The sequence below is a fragment of the Mycobacterium sp. 3519A genome, from assembly GCF_900240945.1.
Lineage (GTDB): Bacteria > Actinomycetota > Actinomycetes > Mycobacteriales > Mycobacteriaceae > Mycobacterium.
In genome coordinates this window covers 2,516,168-2,528,398 of the sequence record NZ_OESG01000014.1, presented here as the reverse complement: position 1 = coordinate 2,528,398, position 12,231 = coordinate 2,516,168, and the positions used below count along the sequence as shown (strand labels likewise).

8 protein-coding genes are annotated in these 12,231 nt (G+C 67.1%); 4 read left to right on the top strand and 4 right to left on the bottom strand.

Annotated features, from left to right (window positions below; translation table 11 throughout):
* The first annotated feature begins 3 nt into the window (after nt 1–3).
* The 4 genes from C1A30_RS33460 to C1A30_RS33445 all read left to right on the top strand — a co-directional run bounded on the left by C1A30_RS33460 (nt 4) and on the right by C1A30_RS33445 (nt 7,671).
* A complete protein-coding gene (locus C1A30_RS33460) occupies nt 4–2,748 on the top strand; it encodes an AAA family ATPase (protein ID WP_235010320.1) in 2,745 nt (914 codons plus the stop codon).
* Between the two features lie 136 nt (nt 2,749–2,884).
* The gene (locus C1A30_RS33455) at nt 2,885–5,596 is read left to right on the top strand and encodes a LuxR family transcriptional regulator (RefSeq protein WP_101952472.1); all 2,712 of its coding nucleotides are present in this window, start codon (nt 2,885–2,887) and stop codon (nt 5,594–5,596) included.
* A 107-nt stretch (nt 5,597–5,703) separates the two neighbouring features.
* A complete protein-coding gene (locus tag C1A30_RS33450; RefSeq protein ID WP_235010319.1) occupies nt 5,704–5,916 on the top strand; it encodes a hypothetical protein in 213 nt (70 codons plus the stop codon).
* Between the two features lie 60 nt (nt 5,917–5,976).
* Nucleotides 5,977–7,671, top strand: coding sequence for a metallophosphoesterase (locus tag C1A30_RS33445; protein WP_101952471.1), 1,695 nt, complete (start codon nt 5,977–5,979; stop codon nt 7,669–7,671).
* On the opposite strand, the gene C1A30_RS33440 is transcribed toward C1A30_RS33445, so the two are convergent.
* The 4 genes from C1A30_RS33440 to C1A30_RS33425 all read right to left on the bottom strand — a co-directional run bounded on the left by C1A30_RS33440 (nt 7,646) and on the right by C1A30_RS33425 (nt 12,189).
* Nucleotides 7,646–8,854: a cation:proton antiporter gene (locus tag C1A30_RS33440; protein WP_101952470.1), complete on the bottom strand. Its 1,209-nt coding sequence runs from the start codon at nt 8,852–8,854 to the stop codon at nt 7,646–7,648. The two genes, C1A30_RS33445 and C1A30_RS33440, sit on opposite strands and share 26 nt — an antisense overlap.
* Nucleotides 8,855–8,866: 12 nt before the next feature.
* Nucleotides 8,867–9,748 carry a polysaccharide deacetylase family protein gene (locus C1A30_RS33435; protein ID WP_101952469.1) on the bottom strand — a complete coding sequence of 294 codons (882 nt, stop codon included), beginning with the start codon at nt 9,746–9,748 and terminating at the stop codon, nt 8,867–8,869.
* Nucleotides 9,749–9,822: 74 nt separating this feature from the next.
* Nucleotides 9,823–11,136, bottom strand: a complete 1,314-nt coding sequence (locus tag C1A30_RS33430) for a PhoH family protein (protein WP_101952468.1) — start codon at nt 11,134–11,136, stop codon at nt 9,823–9,825.
* 231 nt (nt 11,137–11,367) lie between these two features.
* A complete protein-coding gene (locus C1A30_RS33425) occupies nt 11,368–12,189 on the bottom strand; it encodes an acyl-ACP desaturase (protein WP_101952467.1) in 822 nt (273 codons plus the stop codon).
* Between the last annotated feature and the right edge of the window lie 42 nt (nt 12,190–12,231).

The window sequence follows — 12,231 nt, the reverse complement described above, 5'->3', positions numbered from 1 at the left end:
GGCATGGCGAACCGTCCCGCCGAGCAGCGTGCGCTCGGCGAATTTCTTGCTGCCGCCGCCAGCACACCGTCGGCGCTGCTGGTCGACGGCGAAGCCGGGATAGGCAAAACCACCGTGCTGCGGGCCGCGATGGCCAGTGCGCGGGACCGCGGCTTCCGGGTGTTGTCGGCGCGGGCGGTGCAAGCCGAGTCCGTGCAGGCGTACGCGACCCTCGCCGACCTGCTCGCCGACGTCGACGCCGACATCTGGGCCGATCTGCCCGCCCCTCAGCGGGTCGCGATCGACCGGGTGCTGGCACGGGACCTCACCACCGACGGCGACGTGGTCGTCACCGACCAGCGGGCGGTGGCCGCCGCGTTCCTTTCGGTGGTGGAACTGCTCGCCCACGACGGCCCGTTGTTGCTCGCGATCGACGATCTGCAATGGCTGGACCCGTCGACCGTGCACGTGATCGGGTACGCGGCCCGCCGACTGTCGGGGCCGGTGGGCCTGTTGGCCACCGTCCGAACCGAACCGGGCACCGGCGCGGCCGCGTCGTGGCTGCAGCTGCCGCGGCCCGACGCGGTGGTGCGAATCACCGTGCATCCGCTGTCCGGTCGGGCGCTGGAGACCGTGGTGCGCGACGAGCTTGGCCGCCCGGTGCCGCGCGCGGTGATGACGCGCATCAGCCAGGTGTCTGCCGGAAATCCCTTCTACGCGGTCGAATTGGCGCGCGTTTTCGTCGACAACACAGGCGAGGTGCTGCCAAGCACACTGGCCGATCTGGTGCACACCAGGATCAGCGGCCTGGATCCGGCGGCACATGAGGTGCTGCTGGCGGCCGCGTGTATGGCCGCCCCCACCGTCGAGGTGGTGGGCGCCGCGACGGCCGTCGACCCGGACCGGTTGATCGAACTGCTCGAGACCTCCGAACAGCACGGCGTCGTCGCGATCGAGGGCAACCGGATCCGGTTCGCGCACCCGTTGCTGGCCAGCGGCGTGTACGCGGCGGCTGCACCTCAGAAGCGACGGGACATGCACCGGCGCCTAGCGGGCGTCGTCGACGAATTGGAGCTGCGCGCACGGCATCTCGCGTTGGGATCGACGACGGGCGACCCCGAGACGCTGGACACACTGGACAACGCCGCAGACGCCGCTCATGCCCGCGGCGCACCGGCCGCCGCGGCCGAACTGCTCGAGCTTGCGATCGGGCTCGGGGGCGACACCCCGCAGCGCCGAGTTCGGTTGGCGGGACACTGTTTCGACGCAGGCGATCCAGCGCGGGCCCGAATCCTGCTGGAGCAGGCGATCAGCGGCATGGAGCCAGGCCCGGTCCGTGCGCAGGCGCTCTACGCGCTGGCGGTCGTGCGGTTCATCGACGACGGCTACCTCGAGGCGTCCGAATTGCTGCGCCAGGCGCTCGACGAGGACGGCCCCGGCGGCCCCGCACAGGTCCGGATGGCGACCACGCTGGCGTACGCGCTGTTCATGACCGGCGAACCCGAGGCCGCGTGGGGTCGCGCGAAGGAAGCGGTGGCTCTGGCCGAAAATGCCGGCGTCCCTGGGCTTCTCAGCGAAGCGCTAGGCGCCCGCGCGACGATTCAGTTCTTCGTCGGCGGCGGCATCGACGAACCAAGTCTGCGCCGGGCACTCGAGTTGGAAGACCACGACGCGTTCGCCCCCATCATGCTTCAGCCCAGCGTCGAGCACGCGCTGATCCTGGCGTGTACCGGCGACCTCGATGCCTCCTACGAGCTGATGCGAACGATCGAACGGCGGTGCACCGACAAGGGCGAGGAAGGCGAACTCATCTTCGTCGACTTCTACGTGGTGGTGAACAGGATCTGGCGCGGAGATTTCGCCGCGGCCACCCGGCTGGCTTCGGACGTGACGGAACTGGCGCGGCAACTCGGCGCGGAGTTCCCGACCATGTTGAGTCTCGTGTTGCGCGCATGGTTGGCGGTCTACGCAGGCGCCGAGGACGACGCCCGACTGGCGGTCGCCGAGGCGATCGACGCGTGCAAGCGCAGCGGCACCGCGTGGCACGAGGACTGGACGCTGACCGCCCTCGGCCTTCTGGAGGTGTCGCTCGGCAACTACGCTGCCGCGGTCGACGCCTTGGCGCCGCTGCTGTCGCGGCACGTGCCCGTCTCCACCGAGATAAACGCCGCGTCGTTTCTGCCCGACATGGTGCAGGCGCTGACCGCATTGGGCCGCGTCGACGAGGCCGAACCGCTCGTCGACGCGCTCGAACGCAACGGCCGCAGGCTCGACCGGCCGTGGATGCTTGCCGTCGGTGCGCGTACCAGGGCCATGGTGCTGGCCGCTCGCGGTGATCTGGACGCGGCGGTGGACAGCGCACGCGCCGCGATGTCCGAACATGACCGGCTGCCCATGCCGTTCGAGCGCGCCAGGACCCAATTGCTGCTCGGCCAACTGCTGCGGCGCCAGCGCTCGGAAGCGACGGACGTGCTGCGAGAGGCACTGGCGGCGTTCGAGAAACTGGGCACCACGCTGTGGGCGGACCGCGCCCGCGCCGAACTCGCAGGCGCCAAGCCACGAACCCGTACCAGCGAAGGGCTGTCACCAACCGAGCAGCGGGTCGCCGAACTCGCCGCGTCCGGGATGACGAACCGTGACGTCGCGACCGAGCTTTTCATCAGCGCGAAGACGGTCGAGGCCACCCTTGCCCGGGTATATCGCAAGCTGGGCATCCGCTCGCGGGCCGAACTCGGCAGGCACATGCAATCGATTCGCGACACCGGGTGAACACACCTTTGCGGATGTTGCCAGGTCGACCCTTTCAACCTAGTTGACTGAAAAAGTGGACCGATGAGCGGTTAGCTGGAATCCTTCTACTGTGCCAGGGGGAGTTGGCGTGCAGAGCCGTCCGACAGAAAGCCGGATGATCAGCCGGTTCTTGTCGTCGGCAAGGTCCGAGCCGTCTGCCCTGCTGATCGAGGGGGAAGCCGGCATCGGCAAGACCACACTGTGGCTGGAGGCACTCGAACTGGCCCGCGAGAGCGGGTTCCGGGTGCTGTCGGCGCGGGCCGCGGCCGCCGAGTCGGTGCTGGCCTACACGGCGTTGGCAGACCTGCTCGACGGCGTGCCCGCGGCAGCGTGGGCCGATCTCCCTGAGCCTCAGCGCTTCGCCGTCGACCAGGTGTTGATGCGGGCCGACGACAGCACGGCCACCGATCAGCGCGCCGTCGCCGCGGCGTTCCTGTCCGTCGTCGGATGCCTGAGCGACGAGGGTCCGCTGGTGTTGGCCATCGACGATCTGCAGTGGATCGATCCTTCGAGCATGCATGTGGTGGCGTTCGCCGCGCGGCGGCTCAGCGGGCCGGTCGGCATTCTCGGCAGCGTGCGCACCGACGCGGGCGACGGTGCGAGCACGGCCTGGCTGCAGCTGCCACGTCCCGACGCCGTCAGCCGAGTCCGGCTGCACCCATTGGGGATTCACGATCTGCATGCCGCGGTGTCGAAGCGGCTGCGGAGGTCTTTCTCGCGTCCGACCATGGGCCGCATCCACGCGGAGTCCGGTGGGAACCCGTTCTACGCAATCGAATTGGCCCGCGCCATCGCGGAACGCACACCCGGCGTCGACACCCTGCCGAGCACGCTCGCCGACGTGGTGCAGACCCGGCTGAGCGGGCTCGACTCCGATGTTCACGACGCGTTGCTCGCCGCTTCGTGCCTGGCCTCGCCGACGGTCGAGCTGGTGTCCAGTGCGACCATCAAGGACGACAACCGCCTGATCGACCTTCTCGAGAGCGCCGAGAGCAAGGGCATCATCACGATCGACGGCAACCGGATCCAGTTCACCCATCCGCTGTTGGCCAGGGGCGTCTATACGGAGGCCGCGCCCGCCAGACGCCGAACGATGCATCGACGCCTCGCGGAGATCGTCGACGAGCCGGAACTGCGGGCGCGCCATTTGGCGTTGGCCGCCACCAGAGGTGACCACGTAACACTTGACGCACTCGATACGGCGGCCGAATCCGCGCGGGTGCGCGGGGCACCCGCCGCCGCGGCCGAACTGATGGATCTGGCGATCGGCCTCGGCGGAGACACCGCGGAGCGTCGACTCCGTTCTGCGCTACATCATTTCGACGCAGGTGACCAAGAACGCGCGCGGCTCGTGCTCGAGGAGACCATCGACGTGCTTGCGCCGGGCGAACTGCGCGCCGAGGCGTTGAGCCGACTGGCCGTGGTGAGGCTGTACAGCGACGGCTTCTTCGAGGCCGCGGCGCTACTGCGGCGGGCACTGGCCGAAGTGGACCCCGACAGCCCGTTGCGTGTGCAGATCCTGATCACGTTGGCGTATTCGCTGCTGCAAGCCGGTGAGATGCACGACAGCGTCGAAACGGCAGAGGAGGCCGTCGCTCAGGCCGAACGACTCAAGCAGCAGCACCTGCTTGGGCTGGCGATGGGTATGCGGGTGACCCTTCAGTTCCTCAGCGGCGCAGGCTTCGACGAAGACCAGCTGCGATTCGCGCTCGAGCTCGAAGACCCGGACATCTTTACGCCGTTGGTGTTTCGGCCATCGGTGCAGCAGGCCCTGCTGCTGGAGTGGACGGGCCGCTTCGACGAGGCGCACCGCACGTTGGAAGCCGTCAGGCGGCACTGCGTCGAGAAAGGCGAAGAAGGCGAGCTGATCTTCATCGCCCAGCATGTGGTGCTCAGCGACATCTGGCGGGGCGACTTCGTCGCGGCGGGCCTCGTCGCCGACGACGCCATGGAGCGCGCCCGCCAACTCGGCAGCGACACCCCGCTGTTCCTTGCGTACAGCCTGAAGGCCAAGCTGGCCGCATACGCCGGACGTGAGGCGGACGCCAGACAAGCCGCCGCCGAGGCACTGGAGATCGGCGGTCGCACCGGAGCAATTCGGTTGACCGACAGGGTCATTGGCGTGCTCGGCTTTCTGGAGGTGTCGTTGGGCCGCTACGAGGAGGCGGTCGCGACGCTGCGGTCCCTGCTCGCCAAGTTCGATCCGGCGACCACCTCAACCGAACTGCCGTCCGCGACGTTCCTGCCCGAGGCGATCGAAGCACTGATCCAGCTGAACCGCGGTGAGGAGGCTGAGCCGCTGATCGAGGCCCTCGAACGCAACGGCGAGCGGCACGACCGTGCGTGGGTGCGCGCCGTCGGCGGCCGCGGCAGAGCCATGCTGCTGGCTGCACGCGGCGACCTCGACGCGGCGAGCGCCGCCGCCGAACGCGCGATGCTGCAACACGATCGGCTGTCGATGCCGATAGAACGGGCCCGAACACTGTTGCTGCTCGGCCAGTTACAGCGCAGGCAACGACGAAAGGAAGCGGCGTCGGCCAGCCTGCAACAAGCGCTGGACATCTTCGAGCGGCTGCACGTGCCGCTGTGGGCCGACCGTGCCCGCGCTGAACTCGCGCGCGCCAACGTCGGTCCGCGGCAGAGCGGGCAACTCACCCCGTCGGAGCAACGCGTCGCCGAGTTGGCCGCGTCCGGGATGAAGAACCGCGACGTGGCCACCGCGCTGTTCATCAGCCCGAAGACCGTCGAGGCGAATCTGGCCCGGATCTACCGCAAGCTCGGCATCAAGTCACGTGCCGAACTCGGACGTCACATGGGCAAGACATAGCCACCCCCCAGCCACCGCCGACAGGAGTAGGGAAACACCCTATTTCGCAAGGCGCTTGGGCGAATTAGCGTCACCGCCGTGCAGGTCAGGTAACCGAAGGAGGATCGTTGCTCGTCGACCCGATAACCGCGGCAAACCAGGACCACGCCGCCCTGGTGACGACGGCGACCAGCCAGCCGGCGTTGCGTACCGGCTTCGCGATGCTCGGCCTGGTGGCGTTACTCGACCTGCCGAGAGCGGACCGCGCCGACCGGATGGTCGCGTTGGGTGGGGCCGCCGCCGCGGGGTGGTTCTTGGTCCGGGACCGCAAACAGCGGTAGTGCTGCGCTGTCACTGCCGTAAACGATATGTTCTGACCTGGTGAGCACCAGGATTCGACAGTGACATCGATACCCCAACCGCGGCCGCGACCCACCGGCGACGAGACGCTCGGGTTCCGCAGGCGCCCGGCGGTGCGGTGGTTCAGTCCGCCGACATTGGCCCGCGCCGCGGCAAAGGTCGTGCTGGCCGCCGCGTTCGGAGACTACCTCGACAAGCGGGAGATGGAGAACAGTCTTGCCGCCGGCGTCGTGACGGCGGGTGCAGGGGCCGACGACGTGTGGATCGACTTCGTCGCCGACACCGCCGACGGATTCGATCAGACGTACTCGGTGGCATGGTGCGTCTCGCAACCGGACATCACGCCAATCGGCCTGGAAGGACCGCTGGAAAGCCTGCCGCGCGCACATCTGATCGTGTTCGGCGGCGACGAGGTGTACCCGTACGCCACGCCGAAGGAGTACGAAGACAGGTTCAGCGGACCGTATCTAGCCGCGCTGCCGTGGACCGAGGAACCGCATCCGCGCATCCTGGCGATCCCGGGCAACCACGACTGGTACGACGGCCTCACCGGCTTCATGCGGGTGTTCGCGCAACCCAGCTGGATCGGCGGCCGCAAGATGGCACAGACCCGCAGCTACTTCGCCGTGGACCTACCGGGCCCATTCTGGTTGTGGGGCATCGATATTCAGAGCGACAACTATGTGGACGCGCCGCAGATCGCCTATTTCAAGGCGGCCGCAGAGAAGATGGCTCCCGGCGATGCGCTGATCCTGTGCACAGCCAAGCCGAGTTGGACCGCAGTCCGCGACTCCAAGGACGCGTACCGCAACCTCGCATTCGTCGAACGCACTGCGGTGCCCGACGGGGTCACGACGGTCCTCATGTTGTCAGGTGACAAACACCACTACGCGCGGTACGAAGCGGAAAACGACGACGATGCGCGGATGAAGATCACCGCGGGTGGCGGTGGCGCGTTCCTGTCCACCACCGAGAAACTCGACGAGCGAGTGGAAGTGCCGAAGCCGCGGGGCGACGACAACCCCGCCACCGACGAGAAGGAACCCTTCCGGTTGGCGTGCCGCTACCCCAGTTACGAGCAGTCCCGCCGCCTCAACTGGCGTATCTTCACGCTCGGGTTGCGCAATCCGTGGTTCATGGTCATTCCCGCGATGTTGTACCTGCTGCTGTTCATCGCAAGCGTCGACACCGCCATCCTGAGCGTAGCGACGCTCGTCATCGTATTGGCAGTCGCCGCAACGACATCCGCGTTCTACATCGTGCCGAAGCGCGTCAGTGTATGGAAGTCACGGCTCTTCAGAGGGCTTGCCGGAATCGCCCAGACCGTGTGCCACGTCGCTGCGCAAGCCGCGATCGCGATGGGATGTGTTGCGCTTCTTGGCCCCCTGACGGGCTGGCGTCTGCTGCTCGGCATGCTGCTCGTGGCGGTGGCAGGTGGCGTCGTCGGCTCGTTGATCTTCGCGGCGTTTCTGTTCCTGTTGTTCACCCTGTTCGGCTGGAACAGTACCGAGGCCTTCTCGTCGTTCCGGTATTCGGGATACAAGAACTTCTTGCGTATCCACGTGACCGCGCAGGCGGTGACGGTTTATCCGATCGGCATCGACAACATCTGCACCAGTTGGGTTTACGACCCGGAGAACACCGAGCCCGAGGCGTCCTGGCTCAAGCCCCGCACCGGCCCCATCGAGACACGGCTCATCGAGCGGCAGTTCACGGTTCACGCGCCGCCGCGCTAGCCGGCCACATCCGGATGCCGAGCGGTGCGGTCAAACTGTGCACCACGAGGCTGACGGTGACGGTGACGACGACCGCCTGCGTGATGGTCGCCAGTTGCTCGATCTCGCCCCGCTCGACCATCAGCAGCCCGAGCACCAAGGTGCCGATGCCGCGCGGTCCGAACCAGCCGACGAACAGCCTGTCGCGAGCCGGCATGTCGGTGCCGATCAGCACGGTGGACACCGCGACCAGTCGCACCGCGAGCAGCGCGAGCACCGCGAACACCACCACCCGCCAGTCCGCGTCGCGCCACCCGACGAACACCGCGTAGCTGCCGAACATCGCGAACACCATCAACTCGAGTAGCTGACCGGTGGCTTCGGTAACCTGCGTCGGGATCTGCGAATCGGCCCGCCGCACCACCATCGAGTACGCCAGGCCGCCCGCGAAGGCCGCGACGAATCCGCTGCCGTGCAACCGTTCTCCGACCTCGAAGCAGATCAACGCCAATGCGACGGTCGCCAGTTGAGCCCAGGTGTCGCTCATCCAGCCGCGCTGCAGTGACCTGGCGATCACCAGGCCGCCGAGCACGCCGATGCCAAGACCCACGATCAGCGAGACGCCCTCGGTGCGCACCGCGAACCATCCCCATCGACCGGGGTCGGGATCGTTCTGCTCAGAGGCCAGGGCGACGGCTGCCAGCATCGCCGCCAACGCGATCCCGTCCGAGCACCCGCTCTCCACCGACAGTGCGTGGCGGACGCGCTCCGGGATGCGACGGTCGTCGAGCAGCGCGTCGATCAATGCGACTTCCGTCGGCACCACGATGGCCGCAAGACATACGGCCTCCCACAACGGCATCACCGGCATCACCTGCAGCGCGATCACTGTGCCGAGGACGATGGACAGCGGTGTGCCGAACACCAACAGCCGGAATGTGACGTGGCCGCGGCGCACGATGGACGGCAGGTCGAGCATGGCGGCCTGCTGAAACAGGATCACGGTCAACGCCAGTTGGGCCACCACGGTGAAACCGGTGGCGTGCGTCCCGACGTCGATCACGCCGAAGCCGAACGGGCCCAACGCCATTCCGAACCCGACGAAGATCAGCGCCGGGGCGATGTACCACCGCCGGACCAAGCCCGAGACGACCGCGTAACACAACACCAGGAGGGTGAGCACGAACGCCGTGTCGGTGCGCACTTCGTCCCCTACTCAGGCGCCGTTGTTCACGCCGCCGGAATTGGCGCCCTCGATGTCGCGGATCGGGAAATTCGGCATCGGCGCGGGCGACGGCGTCGGCGGCAGCGTCGGAATCTCGGCGGGCGGGATGTCCATCAGATCGTTGACCGGCGGGCCGTTTTCGCGGCTGCCGTAGCTGGTGCCCGGCTCCCGCGGTCCGACCATCTGGCTCACAGTCACCATGTGGTAACCGTTGCGCCGCAACACAGGAATGAACTGGTAGACCAGATCGACTGTGCTGGAGTAGGTGTCGTGGAACAACACCACCGAGTGCGGTTTGATCTGCGTCATCAGCATGTAGCGCGTCGCACCGGTGTTGGAGTCATTCGCCCAGTCGAACGGGATCACGTCCCAGTTGATGTCGGCCATGCCCTGGGCTTTGGCGGCCGCCAACACCTTGTCGTTGATCAGCCCGCCCGCGGTACGCATCAGTTTGGGCCGCTGGCCCGTCGCGGCCTGGATGGCGTCGTTGGCCTTGGAGATCTGACTCGGGATGTCCTCCGGCGGGATGGTCGTCATGTTGGGGTGCTCCCAGGTGTGGTTGCCCACCTCCATGCCGGCCTCGGCGATGCGCTTGGCACCCGCGGGGTTGGCCGCGACCTTGTTGCCGATCAGGAAGAACGTCGCCTTCGCGCCGTTGTCCTTGAGAATCTGCAGTAGCCGGTCGGTGTAGGGGCTCGGCCCGTCGTCGAACGTCAGCGCCACACACTTCACCTTCGAGCAGTCGACGTCCTCCGCGCCCGCCTTGCGGATATGCCCGGTGAGGCTGCCGATGATCAGCACCGCGGCGGCCGCGGACACGCCCAGAACGGTTCTGGCATACCGCCAGCCCTGGCTGTCGGGTCGCTTCGGCACGCAAGCAGCCTACCGATTGGTGATATGAGGAGCCTGAACCGCGCCGACCGCGGCTGCGGCTCCACTAATCGCGATCAGGGCAGGGCGCCCGGACTGATCTCCTCGAGCATCTCGGTGACCAGCGCCGCGATCGGCGAGCGCTCACTGCGCAGCAGCGTGATGTGGGCGAACAGCGGATGGCCCTTGAGCTTCTCGATCACCGCGGCGACGCCGTCGTGCCTGCCGACCCGCAAATTGTCGCGCTGGGCGACGTCGTGGGTGAGCACCACCCGCGATCCGGCGCCCAACCGGGACAGCACGGTCAGCAGCACATTGCGTTCCAGCGACTGGGCCTCGTCGACGATCACGAACGAGTCGTGCAGCGACCGGCCGCGAATGTGGGTCAGCGGCAGCACCTCGAGCATGCCGCGGGAGAGCACCTCTTCGAGCACCGCCGGACTGGCCAACCCTTCGAGGGTGTCGAAGACGGCCTGCGCCCACGGGCCCATCTTCTCGCTCTCGCTGCCGGGTAGGTAGCCGAGGTCCTGCCCGCCGACCGCGTAAAGCGGCCGGAACACGACGACCTTGCGGTGCGTTCGGCGTTCCAGCACCGCCTCCAGACCGGCGCACAGCGCCAGCGCGGACTTACCGGTACCCGCCTTGCCGCCGAGCGACACGATGCCGATGGACTCGTCGAGCAGCAGATCCAGCGCCACCCGCTGCTCCGCGGAACGGCCGCGCAACCCGAACACCTCACGGTCCCCGCGCACCAGCTGAATCCGCTTCTCGGCGTTGACCCGGCCCAATGCATGCGAGCTGCCGCCCAACAGCCGAACTCCGGTGTGGCACGGGAGATTACGTGCCGTTTCCGAGTCGATTTCGCCGTCGGCGTACAGCTTGTCGATGTCGCCAGGCGTCAGTTCGATCTCGTCCATGCCGGTCCAGCCCGACGTGATGACGTCCTGAGCGTGGTACTCGTCGGCGGTGAGGCCGACGGCGCCTGCCTTCACGCGCAGCGGAATGTCCTTGCTGACCAACGTGACTCGCTTGCCCTCGGCGGCGAGGTTGGCCGCGACCGTCAGGATCCGCGCATCGTTGCTCTCATTGCGGAAGCCGGCGGGCAGCACCGTCGGATCACTGTGGTTCAGCTCGACATGCAGCGTACCGCCTTGCGTCCCAACAGGAATCGGCTGATCCAGCCGTCCGTGCTCGAGCCGCAGATCGTCGAACATCCGCAGTGCCTGCCTGGCGAACCAGCCGAGCTCGTGGTGATGCCGCTTGGCTTCCAGTTCGCTGATCACCACCAACGGGACCACCACTTCGTGTTCGGCGAACCTGGTTGCGGCCCAGGGGTCGGACAGCAGCACGGAGGTGTCGAGCACATAGGTCCGGACGGTAGTTTTGGTCACGTAGCGCTCCTCGAGGCGAGGGAATTCATGCGGCCCCGCACGAACACTTCGGCGGACGCTGCGGTACCAGGACCGGGGCCGGTCCTCTCGTGATCGAAACGATCGGTACCGCCCGGATAGCAGAGCATGTCGCTAGCCATCGAGAAACGACGCTACTCTCGCTTCGCGGTTCGCGCCGTGCAGGCGCGCCGTAGCTAATGTCGCCGCCGGTGCCGCTATGAAGCTAACGCGTCAGACGAACTGCTTCAGCGACGGTTCGTCCGCAAGGCCCCACGCAATGATGCGGTCGGCGATCACCTGGCGCAGTTGCTCCTTGGTGAAGATGCCGGCCTCGGCGACCGTGGCCACCTTGTCCTTGTACGCGTCGATGTCGCCGCCCACCACGTCGAGTTCCGCCGCGCGGCGCGCGATCGCCTCGACGGTCTCCTCGCGGCTGTAGCCAAGGCAGTGGGTCACCAGGTTGGCGAAGAACTCTTCGTGGCGCTCCTCGTCGCGGGCGATGCGACCGATCAGGCCTTTCAACACCGGCTCGGTGATCTGGGCTTCGAGATTGCGGCAGAACACGGCGTGCTCACGCTCGAAGAACGTCATGAACACCAGGCGCTCGATCTGGGTGTACGTGTCGGCGCGGTAGCCCTTCATCACGTGCTCGACGCGCACGTCCTCATTGGCGGCCGGATCGATCTCGCGGGTGACGACGAGATAGTTGCGCAGCGCGATGGCGTGCAGGTGCTCCTCGGCGGTCCAGCGGCCGAGCCAGCGGCCCCACTTGTTCTCCAGGATGAAGCTGAACACGAACTCGCGGTGGTAGCCGGCGAGGTTGTCCTTGGTGATCAGCAGGATCTCGAGGGCGTCGGTGATCGTCTTGGGCAACGTGACCTGCGACGGATCCCAGTCGCGGCCGCCGAGGAAGGCGAAGTTCTCGCCCTGTTCGAACGGCACATAGTCGTGGGCGTACCACAGGTCCTCGGAATCGATGTGGCGCCGCAGCTCGCGCGCGACGACCGGCTCGAGCTCGAGTATCAACGCATTAGCTACAGGTTTCTGTGCCATGAAAGTAACTGTAACCCGAGTTCACACATTTCCTGAAATCGG

Coding starts and splice junctions, on each gene's coding strand:
- C1A30_RS33455 (WP_101952472.1), top strand. CDS start 2,885: ATGATCAGCCGGTTCTTGTCGTCGGCAAGGTCCGAGCCGTCTGCCCTG.
- C1A30_RS33425 (WP_101952467.1), bottom strand. CDS start 12,189: ATGGCACAGAAACCTGTAGCTAATGCGTTGATACTCGAGCTCGAGCCG.
- C1A30_RS33460 (WP_235010320.1), top strand. CDS start 4: ATGGCGAACCGTCCCGCCGAGCAGCGTGCGCTCGGCGAATTTCTTGCT.